Annotated in this window: 14 protein-coding genes, 3 tRNA genes and 3 rRNA genes; 16 read left to right on the top strand and 4 right to left on the bottom strand. The window is 51.3% G+C overall.

Annotation, left to right across the window (positions count from 1 at the left end; translation table 11 throughout):
* The 4 genes from rbsC to rbsR all read left to right on the top strand — a co-directional run bounded on the left by rbsC (position 1) and on the right by rbsR (position 3,932).
* Entirely contained in the window at positions 1–966 is a 966-nt protein-coding gene (gene rbsC / locus HGD79_RS15590; protein WP_000211858.1) for a ribose ABC transporter permease, read from the top strand.
* Positions 967–990: 24 nt separating this feature from the next.
* Complete coding sequence (rbsB, locus tag HGD79_RS15585; RefSeq protein ID WP_001056273.1) at positions 991–1,881, top strand: ribose ABC transporter substrate-binding protein RbsB; 891 nt, start codon at positions 991–993, stop codon at positions 1,879–1,881.
* Between the two features lie 125 nt (positions 1,882–2,006).
* Positions 2,007–2,936, top strand: coding sequence for a ribokinase (gene rbsK / locus HGD79_RS15580; protein ID WP_001300603.1), 930 nt, complete (start codon positions 2,007–2,009; stop codon positions 2,934–2,936).
* A gap of 3 nt (positions 2,937–2,939) precedes the next feature.
* Positions 2,940–3,932, top strand: coding sequence for a ribose operon transcriptional repressor RbsR (gene rbsR / locus HGD79_RS15575; protein WP_000224476.1), 993 nt, complete (start codon positions 2,940–2,942; stop codon positions 3,930–3,932).
* Here the strand turns inward: rbsR and mdtD are convergent.
* Entirely contained in the window at positions 3,898–5,325 is a 1,428-nt protein-coding gene (mdtD, locus tag HGD79_RS15570) for a multidrug transporter subunit MdtD (protein ID WP_001280838.1), read from the bottom strand. The genes rbsR and mdtD overlap by 35 nt on opposite strands.
* A gap of 22 nt (positions 5,326–5,347) precedes the next feature.
* A complete protein-coding gene (locus HGD79_RS15565) occupies positions 5,348–6,040 on the bottom strand; it encodes a FadR/GntR family transcriptional regulator (protein WP_001131169.1) in 693 nt (230 codons plus the stop codon).
* Positions 6,041–6,518: 478 nt separating this feature from the next.
* Here HGD79_RS15565 and HGD79_RS15560 point away from each other — a divergent pair.
* The 6 genes from HGD79_RS15560 to HGD79_RS15535 all read left to right on the top strand — a co-directional run bounded on the left by HGD79_RS15560 (position 6,519) and on the right by HGD79_RS15535 (position 11,746).
* Positions 6,519–8,060 (top strand): 16S ribosomal RNA (locus tag HGD79_RS15560).
* 85 nt (positions 8,061–8,145) lie between these two features.
* Positions 8,146–8,221 (top strand) — tRNA-Glu (locus tag HGD79_RS15555).
* Between the two features lie 193 nt (positions 8,222–8,414).
* Positions 8,415–11,320, top strand: a 23S ribosomal RNA gene (locus HGD79_RS15550).
* Positions 11,321–11,415: 95 nt separating this feature from the next.
* Positions 11,416–11,531 (top strand): 5S ribosomal RNA (gene rrf / locus HGD79_RS15545).
* Together the 16S, 23S and 5S rRNA genes with 3 tRNA genes alongside form the textbook arrangement of a ribosomal RNA operon.
* Positions 11,532–11,585: 54 nt before the next feature.
* Positions 11,586–11,662 (top strand) — tRNA-Asp (locus HGD79_RS15540).
* Positions 11,663–11,670: 8 nt separating this feature from the next.
* A tRNA-Trp gene (locus tag HGD79_RS15535) sits at positions 11,671–11,746 on the top strand.
* 95 nt (positions 11,747–11,841) lie between these two features.
* On the opposite strand, the gene hdfR is transcribed toward HGD79_RS15535, so the two are convergent.
* The gene (gene hdfR, locus HGD79_RS15530; protein ID WP_000379246.1) at positions 11,842–12,681 is read right to left on the bottom strand and encodes an HTH-type transcriptional regulator HdfR; all 840 of its coding nucleotides are present in this window, start codon (positions 12,679–12,681) and stop codon (positions 11,842–11,844) included.
* A 118-nt stretch (positions 12,682–12,799) separates the two neighbouring features.
* Between hdfR and maoP the strand changes: the two genes are divergently transcribed.
* A complete protein-coding gene (maoP, locus tag HGD79_RS15525; protein ID WP_000841001.1) occupies positions 12,800–13,138 on the top strand; it encodes a macrodomain Ori organization protein MaoP in 339 nt (112 codons plus the stop codon).
* Positions 13,139–13,162: 24 nt separating this feature from the next.
* On the opposite strand, the gene HGD79_RS15520 is transcribed toward maoP, so the two are convergent.
* On the bottom strand, positions 13,163–14,683 hold the full coding sequence (locus HGD79_RS15520) for a YifB family Mg chelatase-like AAA ATPase (RefSeq protein ID WP_000058976.1): 1,521 nt from the start codon (positions 14,681–14,683) through the stop codon (positions 13,163–13,165).
* A 352-nt stretch (positions 14,684–15,035) separates the two neighbouring features.
* Between HGD79_RS15520 and ilvL the strand changes: the two genes are divergently transcribed.
* The 5 genes from ilvL to ilvE all read left to right on the top strand — a co-directional run bounded on the left by ilvL (position 15,036) and on the right by ilvE (position 18,129).
* Positions 15,036–15,134, top strand: a complete 99-nt coding sequence (gene ilvL / locus HGD79_RS15515; protein ID WP_001311244.1) for an ilv operon leader peptide — start codon at positions 15,036–15,038, stop codon at positions 15,132–15,134.
* 86 nt (positions 15,135–15,220) lie between these two features.
* A complete protein-coding gene (gene ilvX / locus HGD79_RS15510) occupies positions 15,221–15,271 on the top strand; it encodes a peptide IlvX (protein ID WP_001387183.1) in 51 nt (16 codons plus the stop codon).
* Positions 15,272–15,273: 2 nt separating this feature from the next.
* A complete protein-coding gene (gene ilvG, locus HGD79_RS15505; RefSeq protein ID WP_001012602.1) occupies positions 15,274–16,920 on the top strand; it encodes an acetolactate synthase 2 catalytic subunit in 1,647 nt (548 codons plus the stop codon).
* Complete coding sequence (ilvM, locus tag HGD79_RS15500; RefSeq protein ID WP_000983255.1) at positions 16,917–17,180, top strand: acetolactate synthase 2 small subunit; 264 nt, start codon at positions 16,917–16,919, stop codon at positions 17,178–17,180. The genes ilvG and ilvM overlap by 4 nt, the downstream gene beginning before the upstream one ends.
* A gap of 19 nt (positions 17,181–17,199) precedes the next feature.
* Positions 17,200–18,129: a branched-chain-amino-acid transaminase gene (ilvE, locus tag HGD79_RS15495; RefSeq protein ID WP_000208520.1), complete on the top strand. Its 930-nt coding sequence runs from the start codon at positions 17,200–17,202 to the stop codon at positions 18,127–18,129.
* Positions 18,130–18,171: the final 42 nt, after the last annotated feature.

The following is an 18,171-nucleotide window of genomic DNA, read 5'->3' as shown; positions in this document are numbered from 1 at the left end:
ATGACAACCCAGACTGTCTCTGGTCGCCGTTATTTCACGAAAGCGTGGCTGATGGAGCAGAAATCGCTTATCGCTCTGCTGGTGCTGATCGCGATTGTCTCGACGTTAAGCCCGAACTTTTTCACCATCAATAACTTATTCAATATTCTCCAGCAAACCTCGGTGAACGCCATTATGGCGGTCGGGATGACGCTGGTGATCCTGACGTCGGGCATCGACTTGTCTGTAGGTTCTCTGTTGGCGCTAACCGGCGCAGTTGCTGCATCTATCGTCGGCATTGAAGTCAATGCGCTGGTGGCTGTCGCTGCCGCTCTCGCGTTAGGTGCCGCAATTGGTGCGGTAACCGGGGTGATTGTAGCGAAAGGTCGCGTTCAGGCGTTTATCGCTACGCTGGTTATGATGCTTTTACTGCGCGGCGTGACCATGGTTTATACCAACGGTAGCCCAGTGAATACCGGCTTTACTGAGAACGCCGATCTGTTTGGCTGGTTTGGTATTGGTCGTCCGCTGGGCGTACCGACGCCAGTCTGGATCATGGGGATTGTCTTCCTCGCGGCCTGGTACATGCTGCATCACACGCGTCTGGGGCGTTACATCTACGCGCTGGGCGGCAACGAAGCGGCAACGCGTCTTTCTGGTATCAACGTCAATAAAATCAAAATCATCGTCTATTCTCTTTGTGGTCTGCTGGCATCGCTGGCCGGGATCATTGAAGTGGCGCGTCTCTCCTCCGCACAACCCACGGCGGGGACTGGCTATGAGCTGGATGCTATTGCTGCGGTGGTTCTGGGCGGTACGAGTCTGGCGGGCGGAAAAGGTCGCATTGTTGGGACGTTGATCGGCGCATTAATTCTTGGCTTCCTTAATAATGGATTGAATTTGTTAGGTGTTTCCTCCTATTACCAGATGATCGTCAAAGCGGTGGTGATTTTGCTGGCGGTGCTGGTAGACAACAAAAAGCAGTAATAACGACTACAGGACATCTTGAATATGAACATGAAAAAACTGGCTACCCTGGTTTCCGCTGTTGCGCTAAGCGCCACCGTCAGTGCGAATGCGATGGCAAAAGACACCATCGCGCTGGTGGTCTCCACGCTTAACAACCCGTTCTTTGTATCGCTGAAAGATGGCGCGCAGAAAGAGGCGGATAAGCTTGGCTATAACCTGGTGGTGCTGGACTCCCAGAACAACCCGGCGAAAGAGCTGGCGAACGTGCAGGACTTAACCGTTCGCGGCACCAAAATTCTGCTGATTAACCCGACCGACTCCGACGCAGTAGGTAATGCTGTGAAGATGGCTAACCAGGCGAACATCCCGGTTATCACTCTTGACCGCCAGGCAACGAAAGGTGAAGTGGTGAGCCACATTGCTTCTGATAACGTACTGGGTGGCAAAATCGCCGGTGATTACATCGCGAAGAAAGCGGGTGAAGGTGCCAAAGTTATCGAGCTGCAAGGCATTGCTGGTACATCCGCAGCCCGTGAACGTGGCGAAGGCTTCCAGCAGGCCGTTGCTGCTCACAAGTTTAATGTTCTTGCCAGCCAGCCAGCAGATTTTGATCGCACTAAAGGTTTGAACGTAATGCAGAACCTGTTGACCGCTCATCCGGATGTTCAGGCTGTATTCGCGCAGAATGATGAAATGGCGCTGGGCGCGCTGCGCGCACTGCAAACTGCCGGTAAATCGGATGTGATGGTCGTCGGATTTGACGGTACACCGGATGGCGAAAAAGCGGTGAATGATGGCAAACTAGCAGCGACTATCGCTCAGCTACCCGATCAGATTGGCGCGAAAGGCGTCGAAACCGCAGATAAAGTGCTGAAAGGCGAGAAAGTTCAGGCTAAGTATCCGGTTGATCTGAAACTGGTTGTTAAGCAGTAGTTTTAATCAGGTTGTATGACCTGATGGTGACATAAATACGTCATCGACAGATGAACGTGTAATATAAAGAAAAGCAGGGCACGCGCCACCCTAACACGGTGGCGCATTTTATGGACATCCCGAATATGCAAAACGCAGGCAGCCTCGTTGTTCTTGGCAGCATTAATGCTGACCACATTCTTAATCTTCAATCTTTTCCTACTCCAGGCGAAACCGTAACCGGTAACCACTATCAGGTTGCATTTGGCGGCAAAGGCGCGAATCAGGCTGTGGCTGCTGGGCGTAGCGGTGCGAATATCGCGTTTATTGCCTGTACGGGTGATGACAGCATTGGTGAGAGCGTTCGCCAGCAGCTCGCCACTGATAACATTGATATTACTCCGGTCAGCGTGATCAAAGGCGAATCAACAGGTGTGGCGCTGATTTTTGTTAATGGCGAAGGTGAGAATGTCATCGGTATTCATGCCGGCGCTAATGCTGCCCTTTCCCCGGCGCTGGTGGAAGCGCAACGTGAGCGTATTGCCAACGCGTCAGCATTATTAATGCAGCTGGAATCACCACTCGAAAGTGTGATGGCAGCGGCGAAAATCGCCCATCAAAATAAGACTATCGTTGCGCTTAACCCGGCTCCGGCTCGCGAACTTCCTGACGAACTGCTGGCGCTGGTGGACATTATTACGCCAAACGAAACGGAAGCAGAAAAGCTCACCGGTATTCGTGTTGAAAATGATGAAGATGCAGCGAAGGCGGCGCAGGTACTGCATGAAAAAGGTATCCGTACTGTACTGATTACTTTAGGAAGTCGTGGTGTATGGGCTAGCGTGAATGGTGAAGGTCAGCGCGTTCCTGGATTCCGGGTGCAGGCTGTCGATACCATTGCTGCCGGAGATACCTTTAACGGCGCGTTAATCACGGCGTTGCTGGAAGAAAAACCATTGCCAGAGGCGATTCGGTTTGCCCATGCTGCCGCTGCGATTGCCGTAACACGTAAAGGCGCACAACCTTCCGTACCGTGGCGTGAAGAGATCGACGCATTTTTAGACAGGCAGAGGTGACGCTTGGCTACAATGAAAGATGTTGCCCGCCTGGCGGGCGTTTCTACCTCAACAGTTTCTCACGTTATCAATAAAGATCGCTTCGTCAGTGAAGCGATTACCGCCAAAGTTGAAGCGGCGATTAAAGAACTCAATTACGCGCCATCAGCCCTGGCGCGTAGCCTCAAACTCAATCAAACACATACCATTGGCATGTTGATCACTGCCAGTACCAATCCTTTCTATTCAGAACTGGTGCGTGGCGTTGAACGCAGCTGCTTCGAACGCGGTTATAGTCTCGTCCTTTGCAATACCGAAGGCGATGAACAGCGGATGAATCGCAATCTGGAAACGCTGATGCAAAAACGCGTTGATGGCTTGCTGTTACTGTGCACCGAAACGCATCAACCTTCGCGTGAAATCATGCAACGTTATCCGACAGTGCCTACTGTGATGATGGACTGGGCTCCGTTCGATGGCGACAGCGATCTTATTCAGGATAACTCGTTGCTGGGCGGAGACTTAGCAACGCAATATCTGATCGATAAAGGTCATACCCGTATCGCCTGTATTACCGGTCCGCTGGATAAAACTCCGGCGCGCCTGCGGTTGGAAGGTTATCGGGCGGCGATGAAACGTGCGGGGCTCAGCATTCCTGATGGCTATGAAGTCACTGGTGATTTTGAATTTAACGGCGGGTTTGACGCCATGCGCCAACTGTTATCACATCCGCTGCGTCCTCAGGCCGTCTTTACCGGAAATGACGCTATGGCTGTTGGCGTTTACCAGGCGTTATATCAGGCAGAGTTACAGGTTCCGCAGGATATCGCGGTGATTGGCTATGACGATATCGAACTGGCAAGCTTTATGACGCCACCATTAACCACTATCCACCAACCGAAAGATGAACTGGGGGAGCTGGCGATTGATGTACTCATCCATCGGATAACCCAGCCGACCCTTCAGCAACAACGATTACAACTTACTCCGATTCTGATGGAACGCGGTTCGGCTTAGATTTACGCTGTCTTTTGATCAAATTATTACCATCGGTTGTTTTCAGAAGCATGAACATTGCTGCTGAAGCAACAGTAATAATGCCCATCGTGATAAACGTATAGTGGAATTGTTCGACAGTCGTTGTGCCTTCCATCCCTTCATAAACGCGAAGGACGGCCGCACTTACAGCAACGCCTAAACTAATCGACAGTTGCTGCGTGACCGCCAGAACACTGTTACCGCTGCTGGCGTTGTCATCGGTCAGATCGGCAAGTGTGATGGTATTCATCGCGGTAAATTGCGTCGACATAGCCATCCCTAATATAAACAACGGCAAGATCAGCATCCATATCGCCATTGCCGGTGATTGCAAAGAGAACTGAGCGATCATTAGCCCAATAATCACCGTGATCCCCACTAACGTATGGCGATAGCCCAGACGACGTAAGACTTGGGTAACCATCGATTTTGCAATAATGGAACCTAACGCTGTCGGTGCCATCATACAGCCGGCAATAAACGCCTGATAACCAAATCCTACCTGTAACATCAATGGCATAAGGAACGGTACACAACCGGTCCCCAGACGGGTTGCAATATTGCCTACGATACCGATCGAGAAAGTGCGGGTTTTAAATAAATCTAATGAAATTAATGGGTTTGGCGTGTGTCGCGCATGGAGAATATAGAGAAGCAGTAACCCGATGCTGGTGACAATTACCGTCAAGGCAATCCAGCTGGCGACAATCTTTTCCCCGAATAGCTCTATTCCGCTTGAGAAGAGAACAAGGCTGAGGCCAAACAGCAAAAAGCCAGTGATATCGAATCTGCGTCGTGCGGTGGTGAAATTGGGCATATGTTTGCGCGCGTAAAGAAGGCCCGCAATACCTATGGGGATATTGATTAAAAATATCCAGTGCCAGGTTGCCCAGGTGACCAGCACGCCGCCAAGAACGGGGCCTAAAATTGGCCCCACCAGACCCGGCATGGCGACAAAATTCAATACTGGAAGAAGTTCATTACGAGGATAAGCGCGCAGTAAGGCCAGCCGAGCAACAGGCATCATCATTGCGCCGCCTATCCCCTGAATAACCCGGAAGACAACCAGCTGTGGTAGCGAATTAGAAAGTGCGCAGGCCAGAGAACCCAATGTGAACAGACTCACGGCAAGGGTAAAAATGCGACGCGTACCGAAGCGATCGGCTAGCCATCCGCTTACCGGAATAAGCATCGCCACCGTCAGCGTATAACTGATGATGGCTGATTGCATCGCGAGAGGAGAACGATTAAGGCTATGAGCAATTGCGGGTAAGGCGGTATTCAGAATAGTGGCATCAAGTGCCTGCATGAAGAAGGCCATCGCCGCGATCCACGGCAAACCCGCCATACTGCGCTTCTTTTTATCGCTCATTCAATGTCCTGTTATCGGGTTGTCACTTATCAGGTGAGCGTAGCAGCGCCTGACAAGCTTTAAATGCCGCGTCGCCATCGCTTTGGACAATCGCATCGACAATCGCCTGGTGCAGATCCAGCTTTATCACTGTGTCGCTGGTAATTGACGTGAAGTAAGTGTGATAAACCGAATGGAATAGCGAGGCGAATGAGGTCAAAAACGGATTGGCGCTCATTTCATAGATATGCTCATGCCAGGCCATATCGACTTCGATCCAGCGTTCACGGCGAAAGTTCTCTTTTAATGCCGCCATTTCGGCCATTAACGTATTGAGATGCGCCTTCTGTTCCGCGGTGCCAACCGTTGCAGCCAGTAGGCAAGCTTGCGGCTCCAGACAGATACGCATAACCAGAAAGTGATCGATGACCTGATGAAAGTTCTCTTCTGTCATCCACCAGGTAAGCAATTCCTGATCAAGAAAATTCCAGTTTGATTGTGGCATGACCCGGGTACCAATTCGCGGTCGCGGTAAAACCATCCCTTTTGCCGTTAACGTTTTGACCGCTTCGCGTACCGCTGTACGACTCACTCCAAATTGCTCGCCCAGCTCAATCTCACCAGGCAAAATGGTGCCGGGTTCATATTCACCTTTTAAGATGCGTTGCGCCAGCTTCTCAGCCAGAACATACGAAAGGTTTTTCTGTGCAGCTAACTGTTGTGCGCTTAAAGGCATTACTAATCTTCCTTTTTCTTTTTATTCCTCCTTAGTATGCCACCAGGAAGTGTGATTACGGTTGCAAAAACGGCAAATTGCTTGTTTTATGGCACATTAACGGGGGTTTTGCTGAAAAAATGCGCGGTCAGAAAATTATTTTAAATTTCCTCTTGTCAGGCCGGAATAACTCCCTATAATGCGCCACCACTGACACGGAACAACGGCAAACACGTTGCCGGGTCAGCGGGGTTCTCCTGAGAATCTCAACAGAGAAAAGCAAAAAATGCTTGACTCTGTAGCGGGAAAGCGTATTATGCACACCCCGCGCCGCTGAGAAAAAGCGAAGCGGCACTGCTCTTTAACAATTTATCAGACAATCTGTGTGGGCACTCGAAGATACGGATTCTTAACGTCGCAAGACGAAAAATGAATACCAAGTCTCAAGAGTGAACACGTAATTCATTACGAAGTTTAATTCTTTGAGCATCAAACTTTTAAATTGAAGAGTTTGATCATGGCTCAGATTGAACGCTGGCGGCAGGCCTAACACATGCAAGTCGAACGGTAACAGGAAGAAGCTTGCTTCTTTGCTGACGAGTGGCGGACGGGTGAGTAATGTCTGGGAAACTGCCTGATGGAGGGGGATAACTACTGGAAACGGTAGCTAATACCGCATAACGTCGCAAGACCAAAGAGGGGGACCTTCGGGCCTCTTGCCATCGGATGTGCCCAGATGGGATTAGCTTGTTGGTGGGGTAACGGCTCACCAAGGCGACGATCCCTAGCTGGTCTGAGAGGATGACCAGCCACACTGGAACTGAGACACGGTCCAGACTCCTACGGGAGGCAGCAGTGGGGAATATTGCACAATGGGCGCAAGCCTGATGCAGCCATGCCGCGTGTATGAAGAAGGCCTTCGGGTTGTAAAGTACTTTCAGCGGGGAGGAAGGGAGTAAAGTTAATACCTTTGCTCATTGACGTTACCCGCAGAAGAAGCACCGGCTAACTCCGTGCCAGCAGCCGCGGTAATACGGAGGGTGCAAGCGTTAATCGGAATTACTGGGCGTAAAGCGCACGCAGGCGGTTTGTTAAGTCAGATGTGAAATCCCCGGGCTCAACCTGGGAACTGCATCTGATACTGGCAAGCTTGAGTCTCGTAGAGGGGGGTAGAATTCCAGGTGTAGCGGTGAAATGCGTAGAGATCTGGAGGAATACCGGTGGCGAAGGCGGCCCCCTGGACGAAGACTGACGCTCAGGTGCGAAAGCGTGGGGAGCAAACAGGATTAGATACCCTGGTAGTCCACGCCGTAAACGATGTCGACTTGGAGGTTGTGCCCTTGAGGCGTGGCTTCCGGAGCTAACGCGTTAAGTCGACCGCCTGGGGAGTACGGCCGCAAGGTTAAAACTCAAATGAATTGACGGGGGCCCGCACAAGCGGTGGAGCATGTGGTTTAATTCGATGCAACGCGAAGAACCTTACCTGGTCTTGACATCCACGGAAGTTTTCAGAGATGAGAATGTGCCTTCGGGAACCGTGAGACAGGTGCTGCATGGCTGTCGTCAGCTCGTGTTGTGAAATGTTGGGTTAAGTCCCGCAACGAGCGCAACCCTTATCCTTTGTTGCCAGCGGTCCGGCCGGGAACTCAAAGGAGACTGCCAGTGATAAACTGGAGGAAGGTGGGGATGACGTCAAGTCATCATGGCCCTTACGACCAGGGCTACACACGTGCTACAATGGCGCATACAAAGAGAAGCGACCTCGCGAGAGCAAGCGGACCTCATAAAGTGCGTCGTAGTCCGGATTGGAGTCTGCAACTCGACTCCATGAAGTCGGAATCGCTAGTAATCGTGGATCAGAATGCCACGGTGAATACGTTCCCGGGCCTTGTACACACCGCCCGTCACACCATGGGAGTGGGTTGCAAAAGAAGTAGGTAGCTTAACCTTCGGGAGGGCGCTTACCACTTTGTGATTCATGACTGGGGTGAAGTCGTAACAAGGTAACCGTAGGGGAACCTGCGGTTGGATCACCTCCTTACCTTAAAGAAGCGTTCTTTGAAGTGCTCACACAGATTGTCTGATAGAAAGTGAAAAGCAAGGCGTCTTGCGAAGCAGACTGATACGTCCCCTTCGTCTAGAGGCCCAGGACACCGCCCTTTCACGGCGGTAACAGGGGTTCGAATCCCCTAGGGGACGCCACTTGCTGGTTTGTGAGTGAAAGTCACCTGCCTTAATATCTCAAAACTCATCTTCGGGTGATGTTTGAGATATTTGCTCTTTAAAAATCTGGATCAAGCTGAAAATTGAAACACTGAACAACGAGAGTTGTTCGTGAGTCTCTCAAATTTTCGCAACACGATGATGAATCGAAAGAAACATCTTCGGGTTGTGAGGTTAAGCGACTAAGCGTACACGGTGGATGCCCTGGCAGTCAGAGGCGATGAAGGACGTGCTAATCTGCGATAAGCGTCGGTAAGGTGATATGAACCGTTATAACCGGCGATTTCCGAATGGGGAAACCCAGTGTGTTTCGACACACTATCATTAACTGAATCCATAGGTTAATGAGGCGAACCGGGGGAACTGAAACATCTAAGTACCCCGAGGAAAAGAAATCAACCGAGATTCCCCCAGTAGCGGCGAGCGAACGGGGAGCAGCCCAGAGCCTGAATCAGTGTGTGTGTTAGTGGAAGCGTCTGGAAAGGCGCGCGATACAGGGTGACAGCCCCGTACACAAAAATGCACATGCTGTGAGCTCGATGAGTAGGGCGGGACACGTGGTATCCTGTCTGAATATGGGGGGACCATCCTCCAAGGCTAAATACTCCTGACTGACCGATAGTGAACCAGTACCGTGAGGGAAAGGCGAAAAGAACCCCGGCGAGGGGAGTGAAAAAGAACCTGAAACCGTGTACGTACAAGCAGTGGGAGCACAGAGCAATCTGTGTGACTGCGTACCTTTTGTATAATGGGTCAGCGACTTATATTCTGTAGCAAGGTTAACCGAATAGGGGAGCCGAAGGGAAACCGAGTCTTAACTGGGCGTTAAGTTGCAGGGTATAGACCCGAAACCCGGTGATCTAGCCATGGGCAGGTTGAAGGTTGGGTAACACTAACTGGAGGACCGAACCGACTAATGTTGAAAAATTAGCGGATGACTTGTGGCTGGGGGTGAAAGGCCAATCAAACCGGGAGATAGCTGGTTCTCCCCGAAAGCTATTTAGGTAGCGCCTCGTGAATTCATCTCCGGGGGTAGAGCACTGTTTCGGCAAGGGGGTCATCCCGACTTACCAACCCGATGCAAACTGCGAATACCGGAGAATGTTATCACGGGAGACACACGGCGGGTGCTAACGTCCGTCGTGAAGAGGGAAACAACCCAGACCGCCAGCTAAGGTCCCAAAGTCATGGTTAAGTGGGAAACGATGTGGGAAGGCCCAGACAGCCAGGATGTTGGCTTAGAAGCAGCCATCATTTAAAGAAAGCGTAATAGCTCACTGGTCGAGTCGGCCTGCGCGGAAGATGTAACGGGGCTAAACCATGCACCGAAGCTGCGGCAGCGACGCTTATGCGTTGTTGGGTAGGGGAGCGTTCTGTAAGCCTGTGAAGGTGTACTGTGAGGTATGCTGGAGGTATCAGAAGTGCGAATGCTGACATAAGTAACGATAAAGCGGGTGAAAAGCCCGCTCGCCGGAAGACCAAGGGTTCCTGTCCAACGTTAATCGGGGCAGGGTGAGTCGACCCCTAAGGCGAGGCCGAAAGGCGTAGTCGATGGGAAACAGGTTAATATTCCTGTACTTGGTGTTACTGCGAAGGGGGGACGGAGAAGGCTATGTTGGCCGGGCGACGGTTGTCCCGGTTTAAGCGTGTAGGCTGGTTTTCCAGGCAAATCCGGAAAATCAAGGCTGAGGCGTGATGACGAGGCACTACGGTGCTGAAGCAACAAATGCCCTGCTTCCAGGAAAAGCCTCTAAGCATCAGGTAACATCAAATCGTACCCCAAACCGACACAGGTGGTCAGGTAGAGAATACCAAGGCGCTTGAGAGAACTCGGGTGAAGGAACTAGGCAAAATGGTGCCGTAACTTCGGGAGAAGGCACGCTGATATGTAGGTGAAGTCCCTCGCGGATGGAGCTGAAATCAGTCGAAGATACCAGCTGGCTGCAACTGTTTATTAAAAACACAGCACTGTGCAAACACGAAAGTGGACGTATACGGTGTGACGCCTGCCCGGTGCCGGAAGGTTAATTGATGGGGTCAGCGCAAGCGAAGCTCTTGATCGAAGCCCCGGTAAACGGCGGCCGTAACTATAACGGTCCTAAGGTAGCGAAATTCCTTGTCGGGTAAGTTCCGACCTGCACGAATGGCGTAATGATGGCCAGGCTGTCTCCACCCGAGACTCAGTGAAATTGAACTCGCTGTGAAGATGCAGTGTACCCGCGGCAAGACGGAAAGACCCCGTGAACCTTTACTATAGCTTGACACTGAACATTGAGCCTTGATGTGTAGGATAGGTGGGAGGCTTTGAAGTGTGGACGCCAGTCTGCATGGAGCCGACCTTGAAATACCACCCTTTAATGTTTGATGTTCTAACGTGGACCCGTGATCCGGGTTGCGGACAGTGTCTGGTGGGTAGTTTGACTGGGGCGGTCTCCTCCTAAAGAGTAACGGAGGAGCACGAAGGTTGGCTAATCCTGGTCGGACATCAGGAGGTTAGTGCAATGGCATAAGCCAGCTTGACTGCGAGCGTGACGGCGCGAGCAGGTGCGAAAGCAGGTCATAGTGATCCGGTGGTTCTGAATGGAAGGGCCATCGCTCAACGGATAAAAGGTACTCCGGGGATAACAGGCTGATACCGCCCAAGAGTTCATATCGACGGCGGTGTTTGGCACCTCGATGTCGGCTCATCACATCCTGGGGCTGAAGTAGGTCCCAAGGGTATGGCTGTTCGCCATTTAAAGTGGTACGCGAGCTGGGTTTAGAACGTCGTGAGACAGTTCGGTCCCTATCTGCCGTGGGCGCTGGAGAACTGAGGGGGGCTGCTCCTAGTACGAGAGGACCGGAGTGGACGCATCACTGGTGTTCGGGTTGTCATGCCAATGGCACTGCCCGGTAGCTAAATGCGGAAGAGATAAGTGCTGAAAGCATCTAAGCACGAAACTTGCCCCGAGATGAGTTCTCCCTGACTCCTTGAGAGTCCTGAAGGAACGTTGAAGACGACGACGTTGATAGGCCGGGTGTGTAAGCGCAGCGATGCGTTGAGCTAACCGGTACTAATGAACCGTGAGGCTTAACCTTACAACGCCGAAGCTGTTTTGGCGGATGAGAGAAAGATTTTCAGCCTGATACAGATTAAATCAGAACGCAGAAGCGGTCTGATAAAACAGAATTTGCCTGGCGGCCGTAGCGCGGTGGTCCCACCTGACCCCATGCCGAACTCAGAAGTGAAACGCCGTAGCGCCGATGGTAGTGTGGGGTCTCCCCATGCGAGAGTAGGGAACTGCCAGGCATCAAATTAAGCAGTAAGCCGGTCATAAAACCGGTGGTTGTAAAAGAATTCGGTGGAGCGGTAGTTCAGTCGGTTAGAATACCTGCCTGTCACGCAGGGGGTCGCGGGTTCGAGTCCCGTCCGTTCCGCCACCCTAATTAGGGGCGTAGTTCAATTGGTAGAGCACCGGTCTCCAAAACCGGGTGTTGGGAGTTCGAGTCTCTCCGCCCCTGCCAGAAATCATCCTTAGCGAAAGCTAAGGATTTTTTTTATCTGAAATAACCCTCTCCGAAGTAAATCCTTCTACCGGCATCCTTGCCAGCCATTCATATTAATACACTTCATCCAGCACGTTAATTTTCAAAAGATCGCGAATCAACGTATTTTTATCGCTATTTTGCAGCCATATGGCATAAAGCGGCCGTGAAAGTGTTGTGCTATCGACAACGGTATGCAGGCCGCCTTTTTTACGCGCCCAGCTGACGGGTAGCCAGGTGCAACCATTAAGCATCGCAATCTGTTGCTGTGCCAGTTCAGCAGAACTGGTTGTCAGAATGGGCACTTCGTCAGCACCGATCAAACCTGCCTCATGCTGTTGAAAATCTGGCCCCCACTCAAGTCGCAGATAATTAAGATCTCCCTTTAGTTTTGAAGGGGCACTGGTATAAAGCGCTAAAGTGAAATATCCCAGCAACTGACTACTAAATTCGTCCATTTTGGGCGCTTCAGTGGTAATAAGAAGATCAAGCTGGCGTTCATGCAGCTGTTTTACCAGAGACTGCCGTTGGGCAATTCGCGCTTCGAACTGTAAGCCTGTATGGGCATCCTGATTTTGATACAAACGTCCCAGCCACTGATTAAGCATACATTCCCACAACGAGGCGCTGGCACCGATAGAAAACTCGTTATGTCGTGAGGTATGCGCCACCTCCTTACGGGCGGCCTGCCAGGTGCTCATGAGCGTTTCTGCATAAGGCAGTAGTTTTTCACCGGCAGCGGTTAAACGGATATTGTTTCTGTGGCGGGTGAAAAGGTTCACACCCAGTTGATTTTCCAGTTGTCTGATTCGAAAGCTCACTGCTGACTGGGTCAGATAGAGCGATTCAGCCGCTCGACCAAAGTGACGCGTTCGGCTAACTTCCAGGAAAGTTTTTAACAATTCCGTATCCACAGTGCTCTCCGCAAAATTATTTGTCGTTATGATTTAAATGTTTTGTTTTACACTCTGTCAAGCGTAACTAATACTCCGCGCCATAACTAGCTCGGTCAAAGAATTAGGAGCGTGCAGGATGGCGGAAAGCTTTACGACGACTAATCGATATTTCGACAATAAACATTATCCACGTGGATTCTCTCGTCATGGTGATTTCACCATCAAAGAGGCACAACTGCTTGAGCGTCATGGTTATGCCTTCAATGAGTTGGATCTTGGCAAACGCGAGCCGGTTACCGAGGAAGAGAAACTCTTCGTAGCAGTATGCCGTGGCGAACGTGAGCCAGTGACAGAAGCAGAACGCGTGTGGTCCAAGTATATGACGCGTATTAAGCGTCCAAAACGTTTTCACACCCTTTCCGGCGGTAAACCGCAGGTTGAAGGTGCTGAAGACTACACCGATTCTGATGATTAATAAAAAGGGCGAAATGCCCTTTTTTTATGTCAGTAGTTTTTGCAGATGGATGAGCAAACGGTCAATCGCACGATAGCTAACTGCCTCCTGCAAATGCTGACGTGTGATAATGTCAGACTGATCAATATCAGCAATGGTTCGTGCAACTTTCAATAACCGCTGCCAGGCACGAATCGATAACCCCAGATGGATCAGTGTTCCTTCCAACCACATCGCATCTTCGCTCTCAAGTTTGCAGAATTGGCGTATTTCCGGACTATCCAGCCAGGCATTCAGTTTATTCTGCCGCTTAAATTGGCGCTCTCTGGCGGCCATTACGCGTTGTTTAACGGTGGCGCTGCTTTCTCCCGGCACTACCGTTTTACTCAAAATGCCGGGGGGTGGTAATGGGATCTCCAGTGAGAGATCGAAGCGGTCGAGAAAGGGCCCCGAGAGCCGGTTGAGATAACGTAATGTCTGTTCTGGCGTGCAGCGGTTATGGTTTCCCTGATAATGTCCGGTAGGGCTGGGATTCATCGCCGCAACAAGCTGGAAACGGGCTGGATAGGTTATTTTTGCTCGTGTGCGTGAAAGATGGATCTGCCCGGATTCAATCGGCTCTCGCAAGGCATCCAGTGTACGCCGTTCAAATTCAGGTAGCTCATCAAGAAAAAGCACGCCGTTATGCGCCAACGAAATTTCACCTGGCCCTGGAATTGCACCACCGCCCACCATCGCAGTTAACGACGCACTGTGATGAGGTGAGCGGAACGGGCGCTGCCGCCATTGTTTTTGTACTGATTCAGCATTTACCAGACTTAATATCGCAGCGCTCTCCAGTGCCTCTTCATTGCTTAAATCTGGCAACAGGCCATTAATACGGCTGGCGAGCATTGTTTTACCTGTTCCCGGCGGCCCAATCAGTAAAAGGTTGTGCCCGCCAGCGGCGGTAATTTCCAGTCCTCGCTTTCCTTGTTCCTGACCGACAACATCACTGAGATCATGTTGTAGCGCCCGGGATACTGCATCAGTTGGTTTCGGGCGTTCGAGAGCGTGCTTACCTTCCAGAAACGCACAGACAGCTTGCAGATGATCGGCTATCAGGCATCCTTCACCGTTAATTAGCCCCACTTCATCTTCGTTATCTTTCGCGACGATAATTTTTCTGCCCGACTTAATAGCTTCAGTTGCACTGGAGATTGCACCGGGAACGCCACGCAGAGCGCCTGTAAGAGCCAGTTCTCCGACTAATTCATATTCATCTAACTTATTGGCTGTAAGCTGTTCTGAGGCCGCCAGCAACGCAATGGCGATAGGTAAATCATATCGTCCCCCTTCTTTTGGCAGATCGGCTGGAGCCAGGTTGATGGTGATTTTTTTCGCCGGATATTCATATCCGCTATTGATAATGGCGCTGCGCACGCGATCGCGAGCTTCTTTTACCGTTGTTTCTGGTAAGCCCACCATCGTTAAGCCGGGTAGACCTTTACTGATATGTACCTCAACAGTGATCGGGGGCGCATTTACTCCCAGGGCTGCGCGGGTATGAACAATTGACAGTGACATAAGCCCTCCTTGAGTCACCATTATGTGCATAAGATATCGCTGCTGTAGCCCGCTAATTCGTGAATTTTAGTGGCTGATTCCTGTTTATTTGTGCAAGTGAAGTTGAGTTGTTCTGGCGGTGGAATGATGCTCGCAAAAATGCAGCGGACAAAGGATGAACTACGAGGAAGGGAACAACATTCATACTGAAATTGAATTTTTTTCACTCACTATTTTATTTTTAAAAAACAACAATTTATATTGAAATTATTAAACGCATCATAAAAATCGGCCAAAAAATATCTTGTACTATTTACAAAACCTATGGTAACTCTTTAGGCATTCCTTCGAACAAGATGCAAGAAAAGACAAAATGACAGCCCTTCTACGAGTGATTAGCCTGGTCGTGATTAGCGTGGTGGTGATTATTATCCCACCGTGCGGGGCTGCACTTGGACGAGGAAAGGCTTAGAAATCAAGCCTTAACGAACTAAGACCCCCGCACCGAAAGGTCCGGGGGTTTTTTTTGACCTTAAAAACATAACCGAGGAGCAGACAATGAATAACAGCACAAAATTCTGTTTCTCAAGATTCAGGACGGGGAACTAACTATGAATGGCGCACAGTGGGTGGTACATGCGTTGCGGGCACAGGGTGTGAACACCGTTTTCGGTTATCCGGGTGGCGCAATTATGCCGGTTTACGATGCATTGTATGACGGCGGCGTGGAGCACTTGCTGTGCCGACATGAGCAGGGTGCGGCAATGGCGGCTATCGGTTATGCCCGTGCTACCGGTAAAACTGGCGTATGTATCGCCACGTCTGGTCCGGGCGCAACCAACCTGATAACCGGGCTTGCGGACGCACTGTTAGATTCCATCCCTGTCGTTGCCATCACCGGTCAAGTGTCCGCACCGTTTATCGGCACCGACGCATTTCAGGAAGTGGATGTCCTGGGATTGTCGTTAGCCTGTACCAAGCACAGCTTTCTGGTGCAGTCGCTGGAAGAGTTGCCGCGCATCATGGCTGCAGCATTCGACGTTGCCAGCTCAGGTCGTCCTGGTCCGGTTCTGGTCGATATCCCAAAAGATATCCAGTTAGCCAGCGGCGATCTGGAACCGTGGTTCACCACCGTTGAAAACGAAGTGACTTTCCCCCATGCCGAAGTTGAGCAAGCGCGCCAGATGCTGGCAAAAGCGCAAAAACCGATGCTGTACGTTGGTGGTGGCGTGGGTATGGCGCAGGCAGTTCCTGCTTTACGAGAATTTCTCGCTACCACAAAAATGCCTGCCACCTGCACGCTGAAAGGGCTGGGCGCAGTTGAAGCAGATTATCCGTACTACCTGGGCATGCTGGGAATGCATGGCACCAAAGCGGCGAACTTCGCGGTGCAGGAGTGCGACTTGCTGATCGCCGTGGGTGCACGTTTTGATGACCGGGTGACCGGCAAACTGAACACCTTCGCACCACACGCCAGTGTTATCCATATGGATATCGACCCGGCAGAAATGAACAAGCTGCGTCAGGCACATGTGGCATTACAAGGTGATTTAAATGCTCTGTTACCAGCATTACAGCAGCCGTTAAATATCAATGACTGGCAGCAATACTGCGCGCAGCTGCGTGATGAACATACCTGGCGTTACGACCATCCCGGTGACGCTATCTACGCGCCATTGTTGTTAAAACAACTGTCGGATCGTAAACCTGCGGATTGCGTCGTGACCACAGATGTGGGGCAGCACCAGATGTGGGCTGCGCAGCACATCGCCCATACTCGCCCGGAAAATTTCATCACCTCCAGCGGCTTAGGCACCATGGGTTTCGGTTTACCGGCGGCGGTTGGCGCGCAAGTCGCGCGACCGAACGATACCGTCGTCTGTATCTCCGGTGACGGCTCTTTCATGATGAATGTACAAGAGCTGGGCACCGTAAAACGTAAGCAGTTACCGTTGAAAATCGTCTTACTCGATAACCAACGGTTAGGGATGGTTCGACAATGGCAGCAACTGTTTTTCCAGGAACGATATAGCGAAACCACCCTTACCGATAACCCCGATTTTCTCATGTTAGCCAGCGCCTTCGGCATCCCTGGCCAACACATCACCCGTAAAGACCAGGTTGAAGCGGCACTCGACACCATGCTGAACAGTGATGGGCCATACCTGCTTCATGTCTCAATCGACGAACTTGAGAACGTCTGGCCGCTGGTGCCGCCTGGTGCCAGTAATTCAGAAATGTTGGAGAAATTATCATGATGCAACATCAGGTCAATGTATCGGCTCGCTTCAATCCGGAAACCTTAGAACGTGTTTTACGCGTGGTGCGTCATCGTGGTTTCCACGTCTGCTCAATGAATATGGCCGCCGCCAGCGATGCACAAAATATAAATATCGAATTGACCGTTGCCAGCCCACGGTCGGTCGACTTACTGTTTAGTCAGTTAAATAAACTGGTGGACGTCGCACACGTTGCCATCTGCCAGAGCACAACCACATCACAACAAATCCGCGCCTGAGCGCAAAAGGAATATAAAAATGACCACGAAGAAAGCTGATTACATTTGGTTCAATGGGGAGATGGTTCGCTGGGAAGACGCGAAGGTGCATGTGATGTCGCACGCGCTGCACTATGGCACTTCGGTTTTTGAAGGCATCCGTTGCTACGACTCGCACAAAGGACCGGTTGTATTCCGCCATCGTGAGCATATGCAGCGTCTGCATGACTCCGCCAAAATCTATCGCTTCCCGGTTTCGCAGAGCATTGATGAGCTGATGGAAGCTTGTCGTGACGTGATCCGCAAAAATAATCTCACCAGCGCCTATATCCGTCCGCTGATCTTCGTCGGTGATGTTGGCATGGGAGTAAACCCGCCAGCGGGATACTCAACCGACGTGATTATCGCTGCTTTCCCGTGGGGAGCGTATCTGGGCGCAGAAGCGCTGGAGCAGGGGATCGATGCGATGGTTTCCTCCTGGAACCGCGCAGCACCAAACACCATCCCGACGGCGGCAAAAGCCGGTGGTAACTACCTCTCTTCCCTGCTGGTGGGTAGCGAAGCGCGCCGCCACGGTTATCAGGAAGGTATCGCGCTGGATGTGAACGGTTATATCTCTGAAGGCGCAGGCGAAAACCTGTTTGAAGTGAAAGATGGTGTGCTGTTCACCCCACCGTTCACCTCCTCCGCGCTGCCGGGTATTACCCGTGATGCCATCATCAAACTGGCGAAAGAGCTGGGAATTGAAGTACGTGAGCAGGTGCTGTCGCGCGAATCCCTGTACCTGGCGGATGAAGTGTTTATGTCCGGTACGGCGGCAGAAATCACGCCAGTGCGCAGCGTAGACGGTATTCAGGTTGGCGAAGGCCGTTGTGGCCCGGTTACCAAACGCATTCAGCAAGCCTTCTTCGGCCTCTTCACTGGCGAAACCGAAGATAAATGGGGCTGGTTAGATCAAGTTAATCAATAAATACAAAAAATGGGACGGCACGCACCGTCCCATTTACGAGAC

Source organism: Escherichia sp. SCLE84, assembly GCF_012584495.1.
Lineage (GTDB): Bacteria > Pseudomonadota > Gammaproteobacteria > Enterobacterales > Enterobacteriaceae > ECMA0423.
This window is presented reverse-complemented; position numbering and strand designations above follow the sequence as displayed.

Excerpts from the sequence above, each read along its gene's own strand:
- ilvG (WP_001012602.1), top strand. The coding sequence starts at position 15,274 with ATGAATGGCGCACAGTGGGTGGTACATGCGTTGCGGGCACAGGGTGTG.
- rbsC (WP_000211858.1), top strand. The coding sequence starts at position 1 with ATGACAACCCAGACTGTCTCTGGTCGCCGTTATTTCACGAAAGCGTGG.
- ilvM (WP_000983255.1), top strand. The coding sequence starts at position 16,917 with ATGATGCAACATCAGGTCAATGTATCGGCTCGCTTCAATCCGGAAACC.
- maoP (WP_000841001.1), top strand. The coding sequence starts at position 12,800 with ATGGCGGAAAGCTTTACGACGACTAATCGATATTTCGACAATAAACAT.
- HGD79_RS15565 (WP_001131169.1), bottom strand. The coding sequence starts at position 6,040 with ATGCCTTTAAGCGCACAACAGTTAGCTGCACAGAAAAACCTTTCGTAT.
- ilvE (WP_000208520.1), top strand. The coding sequence starts at position 17,200 with ATGACCACGAAGAAAGCTGATTACATTTGGTTCAATGGGGAGATGGTT.
- HGD79_RS15520 (WP_000058976.1), bottom strand. The coding sequence starts at position 14,683 with ATGTCACTGTCAATTGTTCATACCCGCGCAGCCCTGGGAGTAAATGCG.
- ilvL (WP_001311244.1), top strand. The coding sequence starts at position 15,036 with ATGACAGCCCTTCTACGAGTGATTAGCCTGGTCGTGATTAGCGTGGTG.
- rbsB (WP_001056273.1), top strand. The coding sequence starts at position 991 with ATGAACATGAAAAAACTGGCTACCCTGGTTTCCGCTGTTGCGCTAAGC.
- rbsK (WP_001300603.1), top strand. The coding sequence starts at position 2,007 with ATGCAAAACGCAGGCAGCCTCGTTGTTCTTGGCAGCATTAATGCTGAC.
- mdtD (WP_001280838.1), bottom strand. The coding sequence starts at position 5,325 with ATGAGCGATAAAAAGAAGCGCAGTATGGCGGGTTTGCCGTGGATCGCG.